Genomic DNA, 25,895 nt, shown 5'->3' with positions numbered 1-25,895 from the left:
GTCCGGTCCATGCTGCGGCTGCTCATTCAATGAGGAGAAGCGCTTGGCGTTGCCAAGCGCTGCACGCTCGCGCGGACTGCATGACGGCGCGACAAACTGGCTGGCAGGATCAGCCTGCGGGCATGGCTGCAGCCGCAGCGCGCGATCAGGCAGCGCCGTCGATCAGCTCCATCCACGCTGCTTCCGCGGCCGCCAACAACTGCGCGGTGGCCTCGCGATCGCGGCCCAGCACGGCCATCTTCTCGCTGTCGGGGTAGTTGGCCGGATTTGCCAGTTGCCGGTCCAGTTCCGCCAATGCCGCTTCCAGCTCGCCCACACGCTTCTCGGCGCTGGCCAGCTTGTGCGGATTGACGACCTTCTTCGGCGGTAGCGGTTTGGTCGGCGGTGGCGGGGTCGGGGCGACCTCGGCCAGCTTCTGCTTGGTGCCTTGCGCGGCCGGGCGGCTGCGCAGCCAGGCGGCGTATTCGTCCAGGTCGCCGGCGAACGGTTCGACCACGCCATCGGCCACGCGCCAGAAGCTGTCGCAGACCAGGCCGATCAGATGGCGGTCATGCGAGACCATCACGATGGCGCCTTCGAAATCGCTCAGCGCCTCGGCCAGCGCCTCGCGCATTTCCAGGTCCAAGTGGTTGGTCGGTTCGTCGAGCAGCAGCACGTTCGGCTGCTGCCAGGCGATCAACGCCAACGCCAGACGCGCACGCTCGCCGCCGGAGAAACCATCCACCACTTCGAAGGCGCGGTCGCCGGCGAAGTTCCACTTGCCCAGGAAGTCGCGGAACGCCTGATTGGAACCGTCCGGCGATAGCTCGCGGAAGTGGTCCATCGGCGACTGGCCTTCGTGCAGCGACTCCACCGTGTGCTGGGCGAAGTAGCCGATGCGCAGATCCGGATGCGCGCTGCGTTCGCCAGACAACGGCTCCAACTCACCCACCAAGGTCTTGACCAGCGTGGTCTTACCCGCACCGTTGGGACCGAGCAAGCCGATACGGTCACCCGCCTCCAACCCGAACCCGACATCGTGCAGGATCACCGAATCCGCGCCGTAGCCGGCATCCAGATGATTCAGCCGGATCAGCGAAAACGGCAGCCGATTCGGCTGTGCGAATTCGATGCGGAATTCGCGCTCGGCGCGCACCGCTTCGGTACCGGCCATCTTGGCCAGCCGCTTCATGCGGCTTTGCGCCTGGCTGGCCTTGCTGGCCTGCGCCTTGAAGCGGTCGATGAAGCTCTGCAGATGCGCGCGCTCAGCCTGGCCCTTTTCGTGCGCGATCTGCTGCTGGCGCAGGTGTTCGATGCGCTGGCGTTCGAAATCGGTATAGCCGCCGACGTACAACTTGGCGGTGCCGCCATGCAGATGCAGCGTGTGGGTGGCCACGTTGTCGAGGAACTCGCGGTCATGCGAAATCAGCAGCAAGGTGCCCGGGTACTTGAGCAGCCATTGCTCCAGCCACAGCACTGCGTCCATGTCCAAGTGGTTGGTCGGTTCGTCGAGCAGCAACAGGTCGCTGGGCATCATCAGCGCGCGCGCCAGATTCAACCGCACGCGCCAGCCACCGGAGAACGAGGACACCGCGCGGTGATGGGTCTCGGCCGGGAAGCCCAGGCCGTGCAGCAACTTGCCGGCACGTGCCTCGGCGTCGTAGGCGCCAAGCTCCGCCATCTTCTGGTGCGCGTTGGCGACCGCTTCCCAGTCCTCGCGCGCGGTGGCCGCCGCCTCTTCCTGCAGGATGGCCGACACCTCGATGTCGCCACCGAGCACGAACGACAGCGCCGGATCGGGCAGCGAGGGGGTTTCCTGCGAAACGCTGGCGGTGCGCACCTTGCCGGGCAGGTCGACATCGCCCTTGTCCGCTTCCAGTTCGCCCTTCACCGCAGCGAACAGGCTCGACTTGCCGGTGCCATTACGGCCCACCACACCGACGCGGTAGCCGGCATGCATGGTCAGGTCGACGTTGGACAACAGCAGACGCTCGCCGCGTCGCATGGAGAAGTTGCGCAGGGAAATCATTGATGGACAGTCCGATAGAACGAAAAGGAATGAGCAGATGAGCAGCATTCCTGCGACGCCATTCTAGCGTTAACGAATAATTAGCGCCTTCAGGCTGGCCGCTGGCTTCATTCGCGATTGGCTTTTTGCGCCCAGACCCTGCCCAGTCTTGCCGGTCCTGCTTGGACCCATGTTTCGGAGTTGTCATGAATTACCCGTTGTCCACGCTCGCAGCCGCCGTCGTTGCGGCGCTGCTCGCCTCCCCCGCCCTCGCCCAGACCACCGCGCCGGCCACAGCCCCAGCTGATGCGCCCGCGAATACGCTGGATACGGTCATCGTCACCGGCACCCGCGTGTCCGACCGCACCGTGGCCGAATCGCAGTCGCCGATCGACATCATCAGCGCCGAATCGCTGCAGGCCACCGGCACCTCCGAACTGGCCACCGCGCTGGCGCGTGCGCTGCCCTCGCTGAACTTCCCGCGGCCGGCGTTGAGCGATGGCACCAGTGCGATCCGTCCTGCGCAGTTGCGCGGCCTGTCGCCGGATCAGGTGCTGGTGCTGGTCAACGGCAAGCGCCGCCACACCTCTTCGCTGCTTAATCTCAACGGCACCATCGGGCGTGGCGCGGCAGCGGTGGATCTGAACACCATTCCGGTCGCGGCCATCGCGCGGGTGGAAGTGCTGCGCGACGGCGCCTCGGCGCAATACGGCTCCGATGCCATCGCCGGCGTGATCAATATCGTGCTCAAGGGCGCTGAAAAGGGCGGCAGCCTGCAGGCCGGCTTCGGCCAGTACTCGGCCGGCGACGGCAGCAACTACGAGCTGTCCGGCGATACCGGCGTGGCCTATGGCGGCGATCGCGGCTGGCTGCATGTGGCGGCCCAGCTCAATCAGCAGGACCCCACCGACCGTGCGCGTGGGTATGCCGGCGCACCCAGCGCCTCGCAGCCGGCCGTCGGCCAGAAGGCGTTCAAGATCGGCGACCCGGACGTCAACGCGCAGGCGGTGTCGGCCAATACCGAATTCGCCTTCAGCGACAGCATCACCGGCTATGCGTTCGCCACCGCCAGCAACCGCGACATCACCTCGTTCGCGTTCTTCCGCGCGCCGGGCAGCACCACCCAGAACATCCTGTCGGTCTATCCGCAGGGCTTCCTGCCGGAAATCCAGACCTACGCCAAGGACCGCTCGCTGGTGGCCGGCGTGCGCGGTTCCACCGCCAGCGGTTGGGATTGGGATGCCAGCTACAACTACGGCTACAACAAGATCGATTTCCACACCCGCAACACGCTCAACGTGAGCCTGGGCCCGACCTCGCCCACCTCGTTCTACGATGGCGCGTTGGAGACCACGCAGAACATCGTCAACCTGGACGTCAGGCGCGGTTTCGACTGGGGCCTGGCGTATCCGGTGACGGTGGCCTTCGGTGCCGAATACCGCAACGAAAAGTGGAACCAGTCGCCGGGCGAAGTGGGCTCGTATTTCCAGTCCGGCACGCTGGCCGGCGGTGCACAGGGTTTCGGCGGATTCGCGCCGAGCGTGTCCGGGCAGTATTCGCGTGACAGCTACGCGCTGTACGCAGATCTGGAAGCCGATTTCACCGACAAGTTCTCCGCCGGTCTGGCCGGGCGCTACGAGGACTTCAACGATTTCGGCAGCCAGGCCTCGGGCAAGTTGTCCGGGCGCTATGCCTTCACCGACAAGATCGCGCTGCGCGGCACGGTGTCGTCCGGCTTCCGCGCGCCGTCGCTGGCGCAGCAGTATTTCCAGTCCACCAGCACCACCTTCCTGGCCGGCAATCCGAACCCGTTCGAGATCCGCACCTTCCCCGCCGACAGCACCGTGGCGCGTGCGCTTGGGTCTGAGCCGCTGGATGCGGAAACCTCGCTGTCCTACAGCCTGGGCCTGGTGTTGCAGCCGACCGATGCGCTCTACCTCACCGTGGATGCGTACCAGATCGATGTGGACGACCGCATCGTGCTGTCGTCCAACCTCACCGGCACAGGCGTGCGTAATCTGCTCGAAGCGCAGGGCATCTTCGGCATCAACGGCGGGCGCTACTTCACCAATGCGGTGGATACGCGCACGCGCGGTGTGGACGTGGTCGGCAGCTACCGCTGGCAGCTGGCCGCCAGCAGCGTGGACCTGACCGCCGGCTACAACTATTCGGAAACCGAAGTCCGCAACGTGGCGGCCAACCCGGCCGCGCTGTCGGCCAACGGACTGAGCCTGGAACGCATCGACCGCACCGAGCGTGGTCGCATCGAAGAAGGCTTCCCGCGCGACAAATTCCTGATCAACGGTAGCTGGAATCTGGAGCACTGGACGCTGGCATTGGGTGCGACGCGCTATGGCAAATACAGCACCCGTCCGGCCGCGGCGATCAACGACCAGACCTTTGGCGCCAAGTGGGTGGTGGATGCATCGGCCAGCTACAAGGTCGACCGCTGGACGCTGACGCTGGGTGCGGACAATCTGCTGGACGAATATCCGGACGAGAACAACTTCGCCAATTCCACCAGCGGGCAGTTCCCGTACAGCAATCTGTCGCCGTTCGGTTTCAACGGTGCGTACGTGTACGGGCGCATCAACTACCGCTGGTAAGTTCTGCGGCTGCACAGTCTGAGGCTTGACCACACGCCCCGGCCAGTCCGGGGCGTGTGCGTTTCAAGACATGGCAGCAGCGGTTGTTGCGTTGGCCGCGAGTGCAACGACGCTGCTTCCAATCAGCAGCCACGTGAGACATACCGCCACACACGTATGCGTGAGTCCGAGCGCGACACCGGCGCGGCCGTCTCGTTCTCCTGCGCAATACCGCACTCATGCGGGGTAAATCACGTTCTGATGCAGAAGTTTCATAACTGGTATCGATGTCCAAGATGGTGCAAGCAAGGCCGTGCCACAGCAGCTCTGGTGCAAGCAACGCATCACTTTGGTGCACGATGACAACGATGCCATTAGCACATCCTCGATGACGGTTGCACGCGCAACATAACCAAAATTTGACATGTGGTTACACGTGGTTAATGGTTGGGAACGCACCGCAGCTGCCGCAACGGACGCGGCCCGGGAGGGGGCCCCCTGCGATGCATCCGTTCCCCACTCGGAGTTGTCACCGCATGAATTGCAAGACCAGTCCACTCGCAGTTGCCGTTGTTCTTGCACTGTCGTTTTCCGCTTCAAGCGCATCCGCGCAGTCACAGGCTCCCACCCAGAAAACCCTCGATACCTTGATCGTGACCGGCACGCGCGTGGCCGATCGCACCGTGGCCGAATCGGCATCGCCGATCGACATCATCTCGCCGCAGGCATTGGAATCGACCGGCACCACCGAGCTGGCTACCGCGCTGTCACGCGCGATCCCCTCGTTGAATTTCCCGCGCCCGGCCATCTCCGACGGCTCGGACGCGGTGCGCCCGGCGCAGCTGCGCGGCCTGTCGCCCGATCAGGTGCTGGTGCTGGTCAACGGCAAGCGTTACCACACCACCGCGCTGATCAATCTCAACGACACCCAGGGCCGAGGTTCTTCGCCGGCCGATCTCAATACCATTCCGATCGCTGCCGTGGAGCGCATCGAAGTGCTACGCGACGGCGCCTCGGCGCAATACGGCTCGGACGCCATCGCCGGTGTGATCAACATCGTGCTCAAGGGCAGCGGCGAAGGTGGCAGCATCAGCGGCCGCTACGGCAAGTACAGCGCCGGCGACGGCGAGCAGTACCAGCTGTCCGGCGATGCAGGCTTCAGCTTCGCCGGCACCGGCAAGGTGCATCTGGCCGCGCAGGCCGGGCATTCGGATCAGACCAACCGCGCGTTGCCGTTCCAGGGCCGCGTGGAGCAGCGCTACGGCGACCCGGACATCGACCAGGGCGCGGTGTCGTTCAATGGCGAATACAGCCCCACCGATTACCTCACCTTCTACTCGTTCGGCATGGTCAGCCGTCGCGAAGTGCTGTCCAACGGTTACTTCCGCTTTGCCGGCGACAACCGCAACCGCCCGGAAATCTATCCGGATGGCTTCCTGCCGCAGATCTACAACGTCAGCAAGGACGTGTCGTGGGTGGGCGGGTTGAAGACCTCCACCGAAGGCGGTTTGAACATCGATCTGAGCTACAACTACGGCCAGAACAATCTCACCTTCGATGTGCGCAACAGCTTGAACAACAGCCTGGGGCTGGCCAGCCCTACCGACTTCCACGCCGGTACGCTGGAAGTCACCCAGAACGTGCTCAATGCCGACTTCACCAAGACGCTCGATTGGGGCCTGGCCTACCCGGTCACGCTGGCCTTCGGTGCGGAATGGCGCGGCGAGAAGTTCAACCAGTCGCCCGGCGATGCGGCATCCTCGGCCAATGGCGGCATTCCCTCGGCCAACGGCTCGCTGATCCCAGGCGCGCAGGTGTTTCCTGGCTTCAAGATCTCCGACTCGGGCTATTACAACCGCAACAGCCACTCCGCCTACGTGGACCTGGAAGCGGATCTGACCGAAAAGCTGTCGGCCGGTCTGGCCGGGCGCTACGAGAAGTACAGCGACTTCGGCGACACCGCCACCGGCAAGCTGTCGTTGCGTTATGCCTTCACCGAGAAGGTCGCGCTGCGCGCCACCGCCTCCACCGGCTTCCGCGCGCCGTCGTTGCAGCAGCAGAACTTCCAATCGATCGCCACGCAGTTCCTCAACGTGGCCCAGCCCAACGGCACGGTGACGGCGATTCCGTTCGAGATCGGCACCTTCCGTACCGACAATGCCGCAGCGATCGCGCTCGGCGCCGAGCCGTTGAAGGCCGAGGAATCCAAGAACTACGGCCTGGGCGTGGTGTTGCAGCCGGTGGAAAATCTGTACGTCACCGTCGATGCGTATCGCATCGATATCGATGACCGCATTGTGCTGTCGGAGAACCTCACCTCGACCGCGGCGCGCAATTATCTGCAGGCCAACGGCTTCCCGGGCATCGGTGGCGGGCGTTACTTCACCAATGCGGTCGACACCAAGACCCAGGGCGTGGATGTGGTCGGCACCTATCGCTGGAATCTGGACGGCAGCAGCGTGGAGCTGACTTCCGGCTACAACTACAACAAGACCGAAGTGGAGAAGATCGCCGACAACCCGGCAGCGCTGGTGGCGATCGATCCGAACGCGGTGCGCATCGGCCGTGCCGAAATCGGTCGCATCACCGAAGGCACGCCGCGCGACAAGTTCTTCCTGGGCGGCACCTGGGCACCGGGCAACTGGTCGTTCACCGGCACCGCCACGCGCTGGGGCGAGTTCACCACCTTCGGCACCAACGCCGGCAGCGACCAGACCTATGCGGCCAAGTGGACGCTGGACCTGGCCGCGTCCTACAAGCTGGACAGCTGGAACTTCACCATCGGCGGCGACAACGTGCTCAACGAATATCCGGACCGTCAGCAGGCCGGCCTCGGCACGCGCACCTACCTGCCCTACAGCGGTTCCTCGCCGTTCGGCTTCAACGGTGCGCTGGTGTACGCCAACGTGAGCTACAAGTGGTAAAGCGCTGCGCGCTGGTCGGCAACGGCCAGCGCTTGTCCTACCTCGCAAAACACACCACACACCACGCAGCGCTGGGGCGCTGCAGGTAACGCCGCAGCATCGCTCCCCTCTCGCATCGATGCGCGAGGGGGAGATCAACGCTCTTCTTCAGCAAGGATGCGCAACGCAGCAGCATGGCTGCGTCACCGGCCGACGTCATTGCTGCACACGCCGTCTCCGCCACGCGGAACACATCTGGCGCGCAAGCACGACGGGCCACGCAGTACGCAGTCGCACTCCCCCGAGCAACACGCGCATTTCCTTCCTGCGTCCTTCATCCCCTTTGAGCCTTCATTCCATGCACACCTCCAACGCACTTTCGCTTGCGATTTCGGTCGCACTCACCGTCTGCACGTTCGCCGCCAGTGCGCAGTCGCAATCGACCCAGCCGCAGAAAACCCTGGATACCCTGATCGTCACCGGCACGCGCGTGAGCGATCGCACGGTGGCCGAATCCGAATCGCCGATCGACATCATCACCGAGCAATCGCTGCAGGCCACCGGCGCCACCGATATCGCCAGCGCGCTGGGCAAATTGCTGCCGTCGCTGAACTTCCCGCGTCCGGCGATCTCTGACGGCAACGATGCCGCGCGCCCGGCCACCCTGCGCGGCCTGTCGCCGGATGCGGTGCTGGTGCTGGTGGATGGCAAGCGCTATCACACCTCGTCGTTGATCAATTACAACCCGTACGTGGGCCGTGGTTCGGCACCGGCGGATTTGAACTCGCTGCCGATGTCGGCGATCGCGCGCATCGAAGTGCTGCGTGATGGCGCCTCGGCGCAATACGGCTCCGATGCGATCGCCGGTGTGGTCAACATCGTGCTCAAACATGGCGCCGATACCGGCAGCAATACCGTGTCGATCAACGGCGGCATCATGGACAAGGGCGATGGCGAGCAGAACGGCATCGACGGCTCGGTCGGCATGCCTTTCGGCGGCACCGGCGGTGATACGGCACCAGGCTGGGTGCGGCTGTCCTGGAACTACCAGAACACCATGAGCACCAACCGCGGCGAGAACACCAACCGCGCCACCACCGTGCCGGGCACGCCCAATCCGGGCGGTGTGCCGTATCAGCGCCATGGCGACCCGGCCTCCAACTTCTATCAGGGGCTGGCCGCCTTCGGTTACGAGTTCTCGCCGAACCTGGAGCTATACGGCCACCTCAGCATGAGCCGCCGCGAAGTCACCTCCAACGGTTACTACCGCGCTGCCGACAACACCGCGCGCAATGTGCAGGCGATCTACCCGAATGGCTTTCTGCCGCAGATCTACAACCCCACCAACGATCGCTCGGCGGTGCTGGGCATCAAGGGCAGCACCGAAAGCGAGTGGAACTGGGACCTGTCGGCCGTTTACGGCAAGAACGACATGACCTTCAACATCCTCAACAGCATCAACACCAATCTTTTCTGGAGCACCGGCAGCTCGCCGACCAACTTCAATTCCGGCGGCTTCGAAACCGAGCAGGGCACGGTCAATCTGGACGTCAGCAAGGCGTTCGACTGGGGCCTGGCGTATCCGGTCAATGTGGCCTTCGGCGCCGAGCACCGCCAGGACCGTTACCAGATCAGCGCCGGTTCGCCGGAGTCGTACTTCTTCGACCCCAATACCATCAACCCCGACACCGGCGCGCCCTATCCGGGCGGTGCACAGGTATTCTCGGGGTTGGAGCCGTCGGTGGCCGGCAAGTTCGGGCGCCACAGCAACGCGGTCTACGCCAACCTGGAAGCGGACATCACCGACAAGCTCTCCGGCGGTATCGCCGGGCGCTATGAAAACTACAGCGACGCCGGCTCCACGCGCTCGGGCAAGTTGTCGGCGCGCTATGCCTTCAGCGATACCTTCTCGCTGCGCGGCACCATCTCCAACGGCTTCCGTGCGCCCTCGCTGGCGCAGCAGAACTATGCCTCGGTGGTGACGCTGATCCAGGACGGCGAGCTGGTGCAGGTGGGCACCTATCGCACCTCCGATCCGGTTGCCGTGGCGCTGGGCGCACAACCGCTGAGTCCGGAAAAATCCACCAACTACGGTCTGGGCGGTGTGTGGCAGCCGACCGCCAACTTCACCTCCAGCCTGGACGTCTACCAGATCCGCATCTGGGACCAGATTCTGTATTCGGACCAGTTGCAGCTGGCGCAGCCGATCGGCCAGGTGGCGGCGGTGCAGTTCTTCGTCAACGGCGCCACCAGCCGCACCCGTGGCGTGGACTGGATCAACAGCTACCTGGCCGATCTGGGTAACTACGGCAAGCTCAATCTCAGTGCCAGCGCCAACTACAACAAGACCACCATCCTGGAGTTGACCAACCCCAACTTCGGCCGCGCCAGCCAGGGCCTGCTCACCGACGCCACGCCACGCACCAAGTACATGGCGGCGGCGGACTGGACCTTCGGCGGATTCGGGCTCAATTTCAACGCCACCCGCTACGGATCGATCAAGCGCATCAGCGACCCGGTCGATGGCAGCCAGGACCAGACCTACGACGCGCGCTGGTTGTTAAATCTGGCCGCCAGCCAGACCTGGAACGCGTTTACCTTCACCGTGGGCGCGGACAACCTCACCAACCAGTATCCGACCAAGGCGCAATTGAACACCGCCTATGACGACCGCGCCGGCGGCCTGCAGTATTCGTCGTTGTCGCCATTCGGTTTCAACGGGCGCTACTGGTATGGCCGGGTTACCTACCGGTTCTGAGTAGCGACGCTTGATCGTAAAGTGCTGATCGAAAGTCCCGATCAGCGCATCTATCACGCAAACACCGCCGATCGCTCGGCGGTGTTTGTCGTTGTGGGCATCGCAACATCCAGCGCCTCTTAGCCATCTGCCGCAATGATGTTTGTCCCGTTGAACTCCGTATTGATGGCGCACAGTGCATCGCCAAGAGCGGCCAACAAAAAGACTGCACTCACCGCCTGATAGGCACGGCCGGCAGTGCAGTTACCACCAGCACCCGACCAAGTTGGCAGGTGCGATGCCCTCACCGATTGCGGGACCTTACGCGGCATGGATGCCGCGTAAGAGCCTACATGGACGTACTTGCGGCGTGTCCCGCGAGCGGTGAGGGCATCGCGCCCTCGACCAGCTCGGCTTGGGAACATTCAAGCGACGCTGAAGCTCGGATCTGGTTCGGCTTGAGAGGTGATGGAACGGTGCGAGTACGTCGGTTTTAGAGCGGATGATCTGCGGCTTGGCTGCAGGGTCCTTGCCCGCCCACCGTCGCGGGACACGCTGCAAGTACGTCCTTGTAAGCTCTTACGCGGCATCAATGCCGCGTAAGGTCCCGCGACGGTGGGCGGGCAAGGACCAGTCGCGATGGTCGGTGTATACGGTTGAGAGCGGTGCGCGGCAATACGATGAGGGGCGGTTTGATCAGTTCCTTTCGATCCGGTCGAGTCATTGCAATTCCCGACATCACTCCACGCGTCAACAAAGGCGCGTGGGCCAACACGTTACCGTTATCGATACAGCGGCCAAGAGGTTTCGTTGGCTACTCTTGGCCGCTCACCTCACCAGCAGGCAAGCAGCGCATCCACACCACGCAGGTTGGCGCGGTCGTTCCAGCTCAACGCGTCGAGCTGCGGCAGGCGAAGTGCCGGCAGATGCTCGAGCAATGCGGCAAGCGCGGCTTCCATTTCGATCAGCGCCAGCCGATTGCCCAGACAGTGGTGGATGCCACCACCGAACGACAGCGCGCGGCCCTGCTGGCGCCGGATATCCAGCACCTGCGGGTCGGTGAATTGCAGCGTGTCGTGGTTGGCCGCGCCCAGCATCAGATACAACATCGTGCCCTTGGAGACGGCCACCCCATCGATCTCGAAATCCTGCAACGCGGTGCGCGTGGCGATCTGCACCGAGCTGTCGTAGCGCAGGCATTCGAGCACTGCATTCGGCATCAGGCTCGGGTTTTCCTGCAGCAGGCGCAGTTGCTGCGGATGCCGGTGCAAGGCGACCAGCGCATTGCAGATCATGTTGGAGGTGGTTTCGTGGCCGGCGAAAAACAGCAGGATCACATTGGAGACGATCTCCTCATCGCTCAAGCGGCGGCCTTCGTCTTCGGCCTGGATGAAACGCGAAATCAGATCCTCGCCGCCATTGTTGCGACGTTGCTCGATCACGGCGTTGAAATAGGTTTCCAGCTGGATGAAGGCAGCGCTGGTGGCCTCCAATTCCACAGGCGTCATCATGGGATCGAAGACTTTTGCCAGCGCGCTGGTCGCGTGACTCAGCACGGTAACATCGGCTGCATCGATGTCCAGCATCCGGCAAATGATGGCGATCGGCAGCGGAAACGCGAACTCGGTCAGCAGATCGCAGTGGCCCCTGGCTTGAAACGTCTCGATCAAGCCGGCGGCGGTGTCGCGGGCGACTTCGCGCATGGAGTCCATCTGCCGCGCACCGAAGGCCTGTGTCATCAATCCGCGCAACTGGGTGTGCACGGGCGGGTTGAGCAGCAGAAACATGCGGCTCAGGCCCTGAAATAGCGGCATTTGCACCGCTGCCTCGCCGTAGCGCAGGCGGATGCTTTCCAGATAATCGCGGCCCACCCGGCGATCGCTGAGCAGGCTGTCCACGACCTTGTAGTGGCCGGACATCAGTCGCCTTTCGGCCACCTGCACCAGCGGCCCTTCGGCACGCAAGCGTGCGTAGGTCGGATAAGGATCGTGCCGAAAGACGGGTGTTGCGAAATCGCTGAGGTGCATGGCCTGGCTCGTATGGCATCACCATCCGCAGATGGGCGATGGGGGCTGGGGCGATAAGGACTTGGACCTGATGAAGAACGCAGGCTCTTCAACAGGGAATCGCTGATTGTCAGAGGCAATTTGTCAGCGGCAATTGTCGACCCACATCGCGCACGTGCCTTGCCCAGGCGCGAAGCCTTGTCGTCAAAGTTGATTCCGCGTTGCCTGTCTGTGCAGTGCATCTCGCTGTCGCACTGGCGCACGCACGCTCATGCAGTCCACATGCCGCGCCCAACGCGTGCATCCGTTTGCATGCATGCGCCACGTGTCGCATCGCGTTAATCAAGCGCTGTGTACTATGGGCGTCCGGCCAACCGGACCTGCAACGCGGTCCTGTTCCCCTCGCCGGACTCCAGCCATGACCACACAATGCCCGCAGGCGATGCCCGGCGCAGTGCCGTTGGCTGGGTCGCCCTCGCTATTCTTGGACAACCTCACAACGGATTGGAATGCATCACGACACCAGCCTCATCGACATCATCGCCGTCGGCCTCGCGGTCGCTTTCGTGCTGGGCACGCTCGCACAGAAAGTGAAGCTCTCGCCGCTGGTCGGCTATCTGCTGGCAGGCGTGTGCGTCGGGCCATTCACGCCCGGCTTCGTGGCCGACCAGACCATGGCCAACCAGCTGTCCGAGCTGGGTGTGATGCTGCTGATGTTCGGCGTGGGCCTGCACTTCTCGCTCGACGATCTGATGGAAGTGAAGTGGATCGCGATCCCCGGTGCGCTGGCGCAGATCGTGGTCGCCACGCTGCTGGGCTGGGCATTGGCCTGGAGCATGGGCTGGCCGTTGATGCATGGCCTGGTGTTCGGTCTGGCGCTGTCGGTGGCCAGTACCGTGGTGCTGTTGCGCGCATTGGAAGAACGCCGCCTGCTGGAAACCCAGCGCGGCCGCATCGCGGTGGGCTGGTTGATCGTCGAAGACCTGGTGATGGTGATCGCGCTGGTGATGTTGCCGGCATTGGCCGAGGTGCTCGGCACCGGCGCGCCAGCTGCCGCGCATGACGGCGAATCCACCTCGCTGCTGGCCGCGCTCGGTTTGACGCTGTTCAAGATGGTGGCGTTCGTGGCGGTGATGCTGGTGATCGGGCGCCGGGTGATTCCGTGGTCGCTGGAAAAAGTCGCTGCCACCGGTTCGCGCGAGTTGTTCACCTTGGCGGTGCTCGGCATCGCGCTGGGCGTGGCGTTCGTGTCGGCCACCCTGTTCGGCGTGTCGTTCGCCCTGGGCGCATTCTTCGCCGGCATGTTGCTCAAGGAATCCGAGCTCAGCCACAAGGCCGCCAGCGATTCGCTGCCGTTGCGCGATGCGTTCGCGGTGCTGTTCTTCGTCTCGGTGGGCATGTTGTTCGACCCGATGATCCTGGTCGAGCATCCGTGGCAGGTGCTGGCCACGTTCCTGACCGTGACCTTGGGCAAGTCGCTGGCCGCGTTTGTGATCGTGCGTGCGTTCGGCCACCCCACCGGTACCGCGCTGACCATTTCCACCAGCCTGGCGCAGATCGGCGAGTTCTCTTTCATCCTGGCCGGGCTGGGCGTGCAGCTGGCGATCCTGCCCGAAACCGGGCGCGACCTGATCCTGGCCGGCGCGCTGCTGTCGATCATCGCCAACCCGTTCCTGTTCTCGTGGCTGGACCGCTGGCAGGCCAGGCAGGCGCAGGACGCGCCCGCCACGGTGGAGCCGGAGCTGCCGCCCGGCCCGCCATTGCAGCTGGACGGCCATGCCATCGTGATCGGCTACGGGCGCGTGGGCAGCGCGCTGGCGCAGTTGTTGCGTAGCCGTGGCGTGCCGGTGCTGGTGATCGACGACAACGGCGATCATGTGGCCAAGGCGCATGCGGCCGGCATCCCCGGCATCCGTGGCAGCGCGGCGGCCGACCGCGTGTTGGCCGAGGCGCGCCCGGAGCACGCCAAGATCGCGATTCTTGCGATCCCGCAGCCGCTCGAAGCCGGCGAAGCGCTGGCCAAGCTGCGTGCGATCAATCCCTCGCTCACGCTGCTGGCGCGTGCGCACAGCGATGCCGAGGTCAAGCATCTACTCGCTCACGGCGCCGACGGCGCGGTGCTGGCCGAACGCGAACTAGCCTACTCGCTGGCCGAAATGGTGATGTCGACCCCACCGTATCGGGCGTTGCGCGTTCCGGCCTCGTAAGCTGCAGCGCAGCATCAGGCAACACCGCACGAAACAAAAAACCCGCCGGCGCTACCTGCGGGTTTTTTGTTGCCCGCAGCTTGTTCAGTACGGAAAGGTCTGCGGCAGCGCCTTGATCAAACTGCGACCAGGGCACCACGAACTGCCCTCCAGACACACTTGATAATCATTCCCATCAAGAGCAGGATGAGCGCCCGTTTCCTTGGCGGCCTCATCCATGACGTTTGCGGTTGGCGTTCTCAATGCGTTGCCAAGCGTGCAGCTGTGCGAGCTGCTGGGCCGCATCGGCTATGGCTTTGTGGTGCTGGATCTGGAGCATGTGCTGCGCGCGCCGGACGAGCTGGAACACGCCATCCGCGCATGCGAGCTGTCCGGCTGTGAGGCCTGGGTGCGCGTGCCGGAGGTGGACGAAAAACTGATCGGTCGCGTGCTCGATGCCGGCGCACGCGGGATCGTGATTCCGCGCGCCGAATCAGCGGCACAACTGGCCTCCGCCATCGCTGCGGCGCGGTTTCCGCCGCTGGGCCGGCGCGGTATCACCGGCGGGCGTGTCACCGGCTTTGGCAACCTCGATCTGCCCAGCTACATCGCACAAGCCAATCGCGATATCCGCATCGTGCCGATGATCGAAAGCGCGGCCGGTGTTGCTGCGCTGCCCGAGATGCTTGCCGTGCCCGGCGTGGCGCTGGTGATGGAAGGCGCACTGGATCTTGCGCTGGATCTGGGCCTGGGCCCGCAACCGACCCATCCACAGGTGTGGGAACTGCTGCTGCAACTGCATGCGCAATGCGTTGCTGCCGAGGTGCCGTTCTGCCCCAATCCGCGCACCGATGCGCAACGCGCGCACTGGCTGCAACAGCCCGATCTGCGCTGGCTGCTTGCCGGCGAAGACCGCGCACTGATGCAACGTGCACTGCGCAGCCACCTGGCCACATTCGCCATACCCACTTCACCACCCGCCTGCAGGAGCACGCCGTAGATGTCGACGTTCCGTTTCCACGCCCTGGCCATCGCCATCGCTGCGATCACTGTGACCCTGCCGCAGGTGGCGTTCGCCATCGAGTCGCCGGATGCCGATGCCGCCGATGCGCAAACGCCGATCCGCGCATTGGATGCGATCCAGGTGCAGGGCAGCCTGCTCGGGCGTTCCAAACCCGACGATGTGCAGCGGTATGCCGGCAGCCGCCAGGTGATCGATCGCGAACAGCTGCGCAACGGTGGCAACCGCTCGCTGGACGATGCGCTGCAACGCGTGCCGGGCATCAAGATCTTCGACGAAACCGGCACCGGCGCGTTGCCGCAGCTGATGCTGCGCGGCCTGTACGAAAGCCGCAGTGGCCGTGTGCAGGTGCTGGAAGACGGCATTCCGCTGGCATTGGCGCCGTATGGGCAGACCAGTCTGTCGCTGTTTCCGGTGGGGCTGAATCAGATCGACCGCATCGATATCGTGCGCGGCGGTGCGGCCGTGCAGTACGGGCCGAACAACGTGGGCGGGGTGATCAATCTGGTCAGCAAGGACATCCCCAGTGCGTGGAGCACCACGCTGGCGCACAAGATCACCGCCGGCGGCCAGGGCCAGTTTCTGCAGGACAGCGCGCTCAGCAGCGGTGGTTATCTCACCGACAACTTCGGCATGCAGATCGATGCCAATCGCACCTATGGCGAGTATTGGCGCGCGCACAGCGATACCGATATCAGCAATCTGCGCGTGCGTGCGGAGTGGTGGCTGGACGACACCAAGTTGCTCAAGGCCAGCGTGCAGCGTTATCTGGTCGACATGGATCTGGCCGGTGCGCTCAGCCCGGACGATTACCGGCGCGACCCGCGTCAATCCACGCGCCCGCTGGACAGCTTCAACGGCCGCACCACGCGTGCCTCCTTGAGCTATGAGCAGTTGCTGGGCGATTGGGGCCCGATGAAGGATGTGCGCCTGGATTGGACCAACTTCAGCGCACGCAGCAGCCGCAACTTCATCGTCGGCATGCGTCAGGCCGCCACCGAAACCTGGCGTTCGGACCTGCCGCCGCAACTGCGCCAGACCGCACCGCGCGACTTCCGCGTGGTCGGCAGCGAGCCACGTCTGAGCTGGAGCATGGGCGATGCCGGTGGCGTGCGTCAGCAGTGGACCGCCGGTGTGCGCGCCGTGCACGAAGACATCGATTTTCTGGTCGGCAATCTGCGCCTGCGCGATGGCCTGTTCACCAGCGTGCGCGATTGGCAGTTCGAAGATCGCGCCTTGGCCGCTTACGTCAGCAACGCGATCACCCTTCCCGACGAACGTTTCACCATCACCCCGGGCCTGCGTTACGAGCGGCTGGATTCGCGCTATTTCAATCGGGCTACCGGCGTTAGCACGCTCAACCAGACCCGCGATGTGTTGCCGGGTCTGACGGTCGGTTTCCAGGCCAACGCACAGTGGTTCTTCTATGCCGATGGGCAACGCTCGATGCGTGCGCCGCAGGTCACCCAGATCATCTTCGGCAACAATCTGGATGCCGAACTGGCCTGGAACTACGAAGCCGGTACGCGCTATCAGCCCAACGATCGCACCCGCATCCAGTTGGGTGGCTATCTGATCGATTTCGATCAGCAGATCCAGCTGGACAACACCACGCGTGTGTTCCGCAACCTCGGCAAGACCCGCCATCAAGGCGGCGAGCTGGAGCTGCAATGGAGCCCGGAAAATCTGCGTGCGCTCACCCTCAACGCCGGCTATGCGTATCTGGATGCCAGCCAGGAATCGGGCGCGTTTCGCGGCTTCCGCGTGCCTTACACCTCACGCAACCAGATCACGCTGGGCGGCAACTACACGCTCGGTCACACCACTGTCGCACTGTCGAGCTACTACTTCAGCAAGGCCTACAGCGATGCGGCGAATACCGTGCAAGAGAACGCAATCGCCTCGGTGGGCCAGTTGCCGGCCTACATGGTGTGGAACACGCAGGTAAGCCATACCTTGTTCGAACGCGATGGACAAAAATTCAGCGCATCGCTGGCGATCAACAACCTGTTCGATCGGCAGTACTGGTTCCGTGGTGTGGATACCAGCCCGTGGGGCCGCCAGGCAGCGCCATCGCGCACCGTGACCGCCGGGCTGGAATACACGTTTTAAACCTGCGCCAGTAATTAACTGCTGCAAACGACCGATGCACAGGGGCCTCGGTCGCGCCTTTGGGCAACGGCGGTCGCGCTGGCGAGCGCCGCAGACAACACGGCGTGCATGACGCACGCACCACCGCCGCAGCATGCGGCATGCGATCAACGCATCGCAGGCCACCCAACGCCCCGCGGCGTCAGGCAGCCCGTTTCAGTACCGGTTTTTCCACCGTCCTGTTGAATCGAGAGCTGCCATGACTGCGACATCCGCTGCACCGTTGGTGATCCTCACCCATGTCTGCCATCCGGCCATCACCGAAGGCTTTCTGCCTGCCGCGCACGCGCTGGGCCTGCCGGTGTGGCTGCTGACCGATCACCGACTCGATCACCTCAGCTATTTCCGCGAGCACCCGGCACAAGCACCGCAGCGGGTGATCGAATGCGATGTGTTCAATCCGCTCGGCGTGCTGGATGTGCTGCACGACGCCGATGTGTCGCCGCGCGCAGTGTTCAGCAACAGCGATCATCTGCAGACCAGCACTGCGCTGGTCGCTGCCGGTCTGGGCCTGCCGGGCAAGGATTGGCAGGTGTGCTACGCGGCCAAGAACAAGGCGGCGATGCGTCAGCGTTTGCGCGCGCGCGGACTGCCATCGCCGTGGTTCTGCACGCTGGCGCCGGGCGCAGCGTTGCCGGCCGACATTGCGTGGCCGGTGGTCGCCAAGCCGCGCGAAGGCGTCGCCAGCCTGGACGTGCGCCACTGCGCCGATGCCGTGCAATTGCAGGCCTATCTGGACGATGTGTGGCAGCGCCATCCGCAGCGCACCGTGTTGCTGGAAGGCATGCTGGAAGGGACGCTATTTACGCTGGAAACGCTGGGCGACGGCCACACGCTGCAGGCGCTGGGCGGCTTCAAGGTGCGGCTGTCGCCACCTCCGCATTTTGTGGAATGCGAAGCGCAGTGGGATGCTCGCGTGGACACGCCGGTGATTGCGCAGGCGCTGGAGCAGCTGCGCAGTTTTGGTGTCGGTTTCGGGCTATGCCATAGCGAATTCATCCTCACCGCCGATGGCCCGGTGCTGGTGGAGATCAACTACCGCAGCATCGGCGACCGCCGGGAATTCCTGCTCGACAGCATGTTCGGCAAGCAGTGGTTCAACGCCGCGCTGGCGCCGCATCTGGGCCTGCCGCTGCCGCAGCTACGAAGCGATCGCGCACATGCCTTGCTGCGTTACTACGTCGCCGAACAGGACGGCGAGTTGGTGGCCGCCAGCGAAGACCGCCGCCATCACACTGCGCACAGCGATGTGCAGTACCGGCGCATGCGCGCGCCGGGCGAACGCATCCGGCTGAGCCATTCCAACAAGGATTACCTGGGTGTGCTGAGCGCGCTGGCCAGCGATGCGCAGGCGCTGGAGCAGGCGGTGGTGCATGCCGAAGCGGGCTTGCAATGGCGGATCGACAGCGCGGAGCTGCGCGCATGAGCAGTACAGCGGACCAACGCTATATCGCCACCCGCATCATCGATGCCTGCCTGCGCGAAGACCTGCGCGGGATCGCCACGCGTGGCAGTGCCGCAACACCTGATGCAACGCTGCTGGCGGCATGGACCGACCCCAGCCCGGTGGAAGGCTGGTGGCGCATCGCGCACCTGCCCGATGGCACGGTGTGGTTGCCGATCCACCGGCAGGGCTACCTGCAGGACATCAGCGCCTGTGGCGATAGCTGGATTGTGCAACGTGCTGACGGTGTGCATGTCGAACGCGGTGCGCAGACATGGCTGCAACGCATGAGCGCGCAGCTCGACATGGACACGCAGCAGTTGCATCGCGCCTATGCCGAAGAAGCCGAGTGCGCCGCCGCCCACCTCGGCCTGGCGCGTCAGGCCTACGATGCACAGGCACCTGCGCTACTCAACGCGCTGCAGCATGAAGATGCGGCCGAGCGCGCGTATCGCTGCGATCAACTGGCGAGCTATCGCGACCATCCGTTCTATCCGACCGCACGCGCCAAGGCCGGGCTGGATGCATCGGAACTGCGCGATTACGCGCCCGAATTCGCGCCCACCTTTACGCTGCGCTGGCTGGCGATTCCGCGTGCGCAGGTCACCTGTACCAGCGCGTTACCGGCCGAGCTGTGGCCGGACTTCGCCACGCTGGGTTTGCCGCCCGAACTGGCCGACACGCACATCGCCTGGCCGGTGCATCCGCTGGTGTGGGCGCGGCTGGAGCAGGACGGCTTCGCGCTGCCTGCAGGCAGCTTGCGTGCACCGCAGGCCTGGCTGGAGGTACGCCCTACCCTGTCGGTGCGCACGCTGGTGCCGCTGCTGCATCCGCAGCTGCATTTCAAGTTGCCGATCCCGATGCGCACGCTGGGCGCGCTCAATCTGCGTTTGATCAAGCCCTCCACGCTGTACGACGGCCACTGGCTGGAGCGGGCGTTGCGCCGCATCGATGCGCTGGACCCGGCACTGCGCGGCCGCTGCGTGTTCGTGGACGAATCGCATGGCGGGCACGTGGGTGAGACGCGTCATCTGGCCTATCTGGTGCGGCGTTATCCGCCGCTGGACGACGCCACGTTGGTGCCGGTTGCTGCGCTGTGCGCGCTGTTGCCGGATGGCCGGCCGATGGCGATCCATCTGGCCGAGCGCTTTGCGCAGGGCGATGTGCTCGGCTGGTGGCGCGAGTACACCGAGCTGATGCTGGCGGTGCATCTGCGCCTGTGGCTGCGCTACGGCATCGCGCTGGAAGCCAATCAGCAGAACAGCGTACTGGTCTACGCCGATGGCCAGGCGACGCGGCTGCTGATGAAGGACAACGACGCCGCGCGCATCGCGATGCCGCAGCTGCGCGCGCAGCTGCCGGATCTCGACACACTGGGCACGCTGCACGATGCGCGTATCGCGGTGGACGATCCGCACGCCCTGGCGCAGATGTTCTGCACCATCGTGCTGCAACTGGATCTGCAGGCGGTGCTGGAAGGCCTGGCCGAATGGCAGCCCGCGCTGCGTGCGCCGCTGTACACGCAGTTGCAGACGCAGTTCGCCTTGACGCTGGCGCAGCTGGATGTCGATGGCATCGACACCAGCCCCGCGCGCCGCTTGCTGGCCGCGCCGCGGCTGCCGGTGAAGTACTTGCTCAGCGCCGGCAGCCTGCTCAGCAAACAGCTCACCGGTGCGCGCGACATCAACAAGTTCTACGGCAATAGCGCGCCTAATCCCTTCGGCGAGGCATTCGCTGGCGCGCAACACACGCTGCGTCGGCAGGCGGGCGCTCAGCGATGAAGCGTGTTCTGGGCCCGGTGCTGGCGGCGCACTACCTGGCCGCCTTCACCGCGTTGGGCATGCCGCTGTTTCTGCCGCAGGTGCTGGCCGAACTGGCGCCGTCGGCCGCGGTTGGCTGGAGCGGCGTGCTGTACGTGTTACCGACGCTGTGTACGGCGTTGACGGCGAGTACCTGGGGGCGCTTGGCCGACCGCTATGGACGCAAGCGTTCGCTGTTGCGTGCGCAACTGGGGCTGGCAGTGGGCTTTGCGATCGCCGGCTTCGCACCGTCGCTGACCTGGCTGGTACTCGGGCTGATCGTGCAAGGCACCTGCGGCGGCTCGCTGGCGGCGGCAAATGCGTATCTGGCCAGCCAGCCGCAGGCCGGCCCGTTGGCGCGTGCGCTCGACTGGACGCAGTATTCGGCGCGCCTGGCGATGGTCAGCGCGCCTGCGTTGTTGGGCCTGGCATTGGCGCTTGGCCCGGCGCAGTCGCTGTATCGCGCGCTCGCGCTGTTGCCGCTGCTGGCGTTCGCGCTGACCTGGTGTTTGCCGGCCGATCGGCCTGCGGTGCGGCCGACAGCTTCCACTGCGACGTCGACACCGTCCAGGCACGCAGCTGAGTCGGCGCAGTCGGCCTCACCACAGACAACCACAACGACCAACCCACTGTGGCCTGCACTGTTGATCGCGCAATTCCTGTTCTGCTTCGCGATGGTGGTGACCTTCCCCTACTTCATCCCGTATGCGCTGGCGCGCGGCGCCGGCCACGACGCGCTGGCCGGCCTGCTCTACAGCCTGCCGCATCTGGTCTATCTGGTGGTGCTGCCGTGGTGGCGTCGCGGCGATGGCGAGGCGTGGCTGGTGCCCGGCCTGGTGGTGTTCGCCGTGGCCTGCGTGTGGCAGGCGTTGTTGCACGATCCCGTCGCACTGGCAGTTGCGCGTGTGCTGTTCGGGTTCGGCATGTTGTTCGGCCTGCGTGGGCTCAACCGCAGCCTGGCCATGGTCGCCAGCGGGCACGGCGCCGGGCGCTTGTTCGGCCGCTTCGATGCCTGCGGCAAATGGGCCGGCGTGTTCGCCGGTGCCGCTGCCGGCGCGCTGGCCCAGGCGGCCGGCCCTGCCACCCCTTTCCTGGCTGCCGCGCTGGCTGCGGCGGCCGCTGCGCTCACCGTTCTGGTGCGCTTCCCTTCGAGGAGATCCGCCGATGTCGCCGCACACGATGCATGACCCCTGGTACGACAGCATGGCCGACGCGCAGGCCTGCACCTGCTGGTTGAACTGCTACCTGCGCGAATTCGCGATTCCGCAACGCGCAGTGGACTTCGATTATCGCGGGCTGGATCGCCCCGGCCCGCGCGTGGCCGAGCAGCGCTGGCTACGCATCGATCTGGGCGACACCGGCGCGCTGTGCGTGCGCATTGCCTATGCCGATCGCCTGGGCCGCTGCCGCTTCGCCTCCACGCCGTTTCTCAAGAGCGCCGGCCAACCGTGGCAGAGCCTGGATGCGCATGCCTTGGCGCGTTGCCTGCTGCAGGCGCTGGGCAGCACGCAGGCGGTCAATCCGGAACTGCTCGCGCAAAGCGCCAACAGCGTGGCGATCACTGCTGCGTTGTTGCGACAGGCACAAGGCACCTTGCCGACTGGTGAGGCGATGATCGATGCCGAGCAATCGATGCTGTGGGGGCATGCCTTGCATCCCACGCCTAAGAGTCGCGAAGGCATCGATCTTGCGCAGGTAATGGCCTGCGCGCCGGAAGCGCGTGCGGCGTTCCAGCTGTTCTGGTTCCGCATCGACCCACGGCTCTTGCGCATGCAGGGCCGCGATGTACGTGCCACCTTGCGGCAGCTGTCCGGCAGCGAGGACCTGTATCCCTGCCATCCGTGGGAAGCGCAGCGGCTGCTCGACGACCCGCTGCTGCGCACCTTGCAAGCGCGCGGCGTGATCGAGCCGGTCGGCATGCTGGGCGATGCACTGCGGCCAACCTCCTCGGTGCGCACGCTGTATCACCCGGAGCTGGATTATTTCCTCAAGTGCTCGGTGCATGTGCGGCTGACCAACTGCGTGCGCAAGAACGCCTGGTACGAGCTGGAAAGTGCGGTCGCCCTCACCGAGCTGCTGGCGCCGAGCTGGCGTGCGTTGGCGGTGCAGGTCCCCGGCTTCGATGTGATGCTGGAGCCTGCGGCCACCTCGCTGGAGATCGGGCAGGTGGACCCGGCACTGCACGATGCCGATCCGCTTGCGGCACGCGCGCTATCGGAGAGCTTCGGCATCCTGTATCGGCAGACCCTTCCTGCCGCGCAACGTGCGCGTTGGCAGCCGCAGGTGGCCGCCGCGTTGTTCACCTGCGATGCGCAGGGCAACAGCGTGTGTGCGGCGAAGTTGCAGGCCTTGGGCAGCGCGCAGATGGATCGCCACACCGCCACGTTGCTGTGGTTCCGCGCCTATGCCGGCTTGTTGCTGGATGGTGTGTGGAGTGCCTTGTTCCAGCACGGCATCGCGTTGGAACCGCACTTGCAGAACACCGTGATCGGCTTCGCCGATGGCTGGCCGACACGGGTATGGATCCGCGATCTGGAAGGCACCAAGCTGCTCGCACACCACTGGCCCGCCACGCGTTTGCAGGGCGTGGGCGAGCGCGCACGGCAATCGCTGTACTACACGCCGGAACAGGGCTGGAATCGTGTGGCGTATTGCGCGCTGGTCAATAACCTGGCCGAGGCGATCTTCCATCTCACCGAAGGCGATGCCGCGCTGGAAGCGCGCCTGTGGCAGTGCGTGGGCGAGCTCGCCGCACGCTGGCAGCAACGTCATGGTGCGCAGGCCGCGCTGCAAGGCCTGATCGACGGCGCGCCGTTGCCCGGCAAGAACAATCTGGGCACGCGGCTGTGGCAACGCGCGGATCGACAATCCGATTACACCGCGCTGCCCAATCCCATTCCACGCGTCGCGACCGCGCGCCAGGTGGCGGCATGAGCCTGCACATCGATACCGCCGCAGTGATGGAGGCGTTGCCACACCTGCGCGAACACAGCGATGGCCCGCTCTGCGCCTACGTCTACGACCTGGCCACACTGCACGCGCATGCGGCATGGATGCGCGCGCAATTGCCGGCCGGGTGCGAGCTGTTCTACGCGGCAAAAGCCAATGCGGAGCCGCCGATCCTGCGCACGCTCGCCCCGCACATGGATGGCTTCGAAGCGGCCTCCGGCGGCGAACTCACCTGGCTGCATCAGCAACAACCGCAGGCCGCGTTGTTGTTCGGCGGACCCGGCAAGCTCGATAGCGAACTTGCCCAGGCCGCTGCGCTGCCCGATTGCACCGTGCACGTGGAAAGCCTGGGCGAACTGGAACGCCTGGCCGTCATCGCGGCGCAGGCGGGCCGCTGCGTACCGGTGTTCCTGCGCATGAACATCGCCGTGCCCGGGGCGCAGAGCACGCGTCTGATGATGGGCGGGCAACCCTCGCCGTTCGGCCTGGACCCGGACGATCTGGATGCGGCGATCCATCGGCTGCGTGCGAGCCCCTCGCTGCGCCTGGAAGGGTTCCATTTCCATCTGATGTCGCACCAGCGCGATGCCGGCGCGCAGCTGCACCTGATCGCTGCCTATCTGCGCACCGTGCAGCAGTGGCGGCAACGCTACGGGCTTGGCCCGTTGCGGGTGAATGCAGGCGGTGGCTTCGGTGTGGATTATCTGGCGCCGGAATCGTCGTTCGATTGGGCCGGCTTCTGCGCCGGCTTGCCTGCGTTGCTAAGCGAACATGGCGACGCACTGCGTCTGCGGTTGGAGCCGGGGCGCTATGTCAGTGCCAGCTGCGGCTGGTATCTGATGGAAGTGCTGGACCTCAAGCGCAGCCACGGCGCCTGGTTTGCGATCGCCCGCGGCGGCACCCATCACTTCCGCACTCCGGCCGCACAAGGTCACGATCACCCGTTCCGTGTGTTGCGTGGCGCGCGTGCCCCAGTGCTGCGCGACATGCCGGTGACGCTGGTCGGGCAGCTGTGCACGCCCAAGGACGTGCTGGCACGCGACCAGCCTATCGCGACCCTGGCGCCGGGCGACTGCCTGGCCTTCCCGCTGGCCGGTGCGTATGCGTGGAATATTTCGCATCAGCAGTTCCTGATGCATCCACCGCCGCAGATGATGTTTTTGCCGGTGGCGGCTCAGACAACTGCATCCGCATCCGCTTCCGTGGAAAGCCGCACCGGCACCCGGATGTCTGCACGCAGCTTGCCCTCTGCCACTGCTTCCGGATCGTCCAGGTAGAGGTAATGCAGCGGCGCATCGCGTAGCGCGTAGCCGCTGTCGGGTAGCCACTGCGCGAGCACGCGGTCGAGCGCGTCTTCGATACCTGCATACGACCCTACATGACGCAGCACCGCGTGCGCGCCACCGTGGAGCTGGCGCAGGTGCAACGGCGCCGGCGGCGACAGTGCGGCGTCGAAGGCCATGCCGCATTCGAACAGATGCAGGTGCGCCGGCACATCGCGGTGGTCGCTGAGCGGCAGGCCGATCAGCGACTGCAGCTGCTCGATTGCACCGATCCGCTCGGCCCAGGCAGCGATGCGGCCGAAACCACGGTCCAGATCGTCGAACGCGCCGCGCTGGCGTAGCACCACCACTTGCAGCGGATCGAGCACTTGCACCATCACCTGCAACGGTGCGCCGGACAGCTGCGACGGCATCGAGGGCACGGCCAGTTGCTGCAGTTTCTGTGCGCGCAGCGACGGTGTATTGCGCAGGCTACTCGGGCTGGCCTGCAACACGGCACGGAACGCGCGTGCCAGCGCCTGCGGGGTCTGATAGCCCACCGCCAGCGCCACCTCGGTCACCGAGCTCGCCTGCTCGCCCAACAGATGCAACGCATAACTCAAACGCAGCCGCGCGATGGTCTGCCCCAGGGTTTCGCCCGCCAGCGCGCGATAGACCCGATGGAAATGATGCGGCGATTGCTGCGCCACCGCCGCCAGTGCGGCCAGATCCGGCAGCGGCTCACCAGCGCGAATGCTGGCCTGCAGATGTGCCACAACGCGCTCGACGCTGCGTTGCCGATTGAAACTCACGGAGGCTGCTGGCATGGACGATTCCTTGTTGGCGGCCCCAGCATCGCGCAGAT

14 protein-coding genes are annotated in these 25,895 nt (G+C 65.0%); 11 read left to right on the top strand and 3 right to left on the bottom strand.

Annotated features, from left to right (window positions below):
• Positions 1–145: 145 nt before the first annotated feature.
• Positions 146–2,008, bottom strand: a complete 1,863-nt coding sequence (locus AC1PLU_RS05885) for an ABC-F family ATP-binding cassette domain-containing protein (RefSeq protein WP_043889381.1) — start codon at positions 2,006–2,008, stop codon at positions 146–148.
• Positions 2,009–2,193: 185 nt separating this feature from the next.
• On the opposite strand from AC1PLU_RS05885, the gene AC1PLU_RS05880 reads away from it, so the two are divergent.
• From AC1PLU_RS05880 to AC1PLU_RS05870, 3 genes are all read left to right on the top strand, one after another.
• Positions 2,194–4,593, top strand: coding sequence for a TonB-dependent receptor plug domain-containing protein (locus AC1PLU_RS05880; RefSeq protein WP_481107963.1), 2,400 nt, complete (start codon positions 2,194–2,196; stop codon positions 4,591–4,593).
• Positions 4,594–5,108: 515 nt separating this feature from the next.
• The gene (locus AC1PLU_RS05875; protein ID WP_481107962.1) at positions 5,109–7,496 is read left to right on the top strand and encodes a TonB-dependent receptor plug domain-containing protein; all 2,388 of its coding nucleotides are present in this window, start codon (positions 5,109–5,111) and stop codon (positions 7,494–7,496) included.
• A gap of 337 nt (positions 7,497–7,833) precedes the next feature.
• On the top strand, positions 7,834–10,233 hold the full coding sequence (locus AC1PLU_RS05870; protein WP_115040769.1) for a TonB-dependent receptor plug domain-containing protein: 2,400 nt from the start codon (positions 7,834–7,836) through the stop codon (positions 10,231–10,233).
• An 812-nt stretch (positions 10,234–11,045) separates the two neighbouring features.
• On the opposite strand, the gene AC1PLU_RS05865 is transcribed toward AC1PLU_RS05870, so the two are convergent.
• Complete coding sequence (locus AC1PLU_RS05865; RefSeq protein ID WP_481107961.1) at positions 11,046–12,239, bottom strand: cytochrome P450; 1,194 nt, start codon at positions 12,237–12,239, stop codon at positions 11,046–11,048.
• Between the two features lie 488 nt (positions 12,240–12,727).
• Here AC1PLU_RS05865 and ybaL point away from each other — a divergent pair, with 488 nt between their 5' ends.
• The 8 genes from ybaL to AC1PLU_RS05825 all read left to right on the top strand — a co-directional run bounded on the left by ybaL (position 12,728) and on the right by AC1PLU_RS05825 (position 25,045).
• Complete coding sequence (gene ybaL, locus AC1PLU_RS05860; protein WP_255085824.1) at positions 12,728–14,425, top strand: YbaL family putative K(+) efflux transporter; 1,698 nt, start codon at positions 12,728–12,730, stop codon at positions 14,423–14,425.
• A 217-nt stretch (positions 14,426–14,642) separates the two neighbouring features.
• Complete coding sequence (locus AC1PLU_RS05855; protein WP_481094365.1) at positions 14,643–15,404, top strand: HpcH/HpaI aldolase family protein; 762 nt, start codon at positions 14,643–14,645, stop codon at positions 15,402–15,404.
• On the top strand, positions 15,405–17,537 hold the full coding sequence (locus AC1PLU_RS05850; protein ID WP_481107960.1) for a TonB-dependent receptor family protein: 2,133 nt from the start codon (positions 15,405–15,407) through the stop codon (positions 17,535–17,537).
• A 238-nt stretch (positions 17,538–17,775) separates the two neighbouring features.
• Complete coding sequence (locus AC1PLU_RS05845; protein WP_481107959.1) at positions 17,776–19,002, top strand: ATP-grasp domain-containing protein; 1,227 nt, start codon at positions 17,776–17,778, stop codon at positions 19,000–19,002.
• Entirely contained in the window at positions 18,999–20,801 is a 1,803-nt protein-coding gene (locus tag AC1PLU_RS05840; RefSeq protein ID WP_481107958.1) for an IucA/IucC family protein, read from the top strand. The genes AC1PLU_RS05845 and AC1PLU_RS05840 overlap by 4 nt, the downstream gene beginning before the upstream one ends.
• The gene (locus tag AC1PLU_RS05835) at positions 20,798–22,006 is read left to right on the top strand and encodes an MFS transporter (protein ID WP_481107957.1); all 1,209 of its coding nucleotides are present in this window, start codon (positions 20,798–20,800) and stop codon (positions 22,004–22,006) included. Before AC1PLU_RS05840 ends, AC1PLU_RS05835 begins: the two co-directional genes overlap by 4 nt.
• Positions 21,984–23,753: an IucA/IucC family protein gene (locus AC1PLU_RS05830; RefSeq protein WP_481107956.1), complete on the top strand. Its 1,770-nt coding sequence runs from the start codon at positions 21,984–21,986 to the stop codon at positions 23,751–23,753. The genes AC1PLU_RS05835 and AC1PLU_RS05830 overlap by 23 nt, the downstream gene beginning before the upstream one ends.
• Positions 23,750–25,045 (top strand): type III PLP-dependent enzyme, encoded by a 1,296-nt coding sequence (locus AC1PLU_RS05825; RefSeq protein ID WP_481107955.1) that lies wholly within the window; start codon positions 23,750–23,752, stop codon positions 25,043–25,045. Before AC1PLU_RS05830 ends, AC1PLU_RS05825 begins: the two co-directional genes overlap by 4 nt.
• On the opposite strand, the gene AC1PLU_RS05820 is transcribed toward AC1PLU_RS05825, so the two are convergent.
• Positions 24,943–25,857: an AraC family transcriptional regulator gene (locus AC1PLU_RS05820; protein WP_481107954.1), complete on the bottom strand. Its 915-nt coding sequence runs from the start codon at positions 25,855–25,857 to the stop codon at positions 24,943–24,945. The genes AC1PLU_RS05825 and AC1PLU_RS05820 overlap by 103 nt on opposite strands.
• Between the last annotated feature and the right edge of the window lie 38 nt (positions 25,858–25,895).

This window comes from Xanthomonas sp. NCPPB 2933 (genome assembly GCF_056725225.1).
This window is presented reverse-complemented; position numbering and strand designations above follow the sequence as displayed.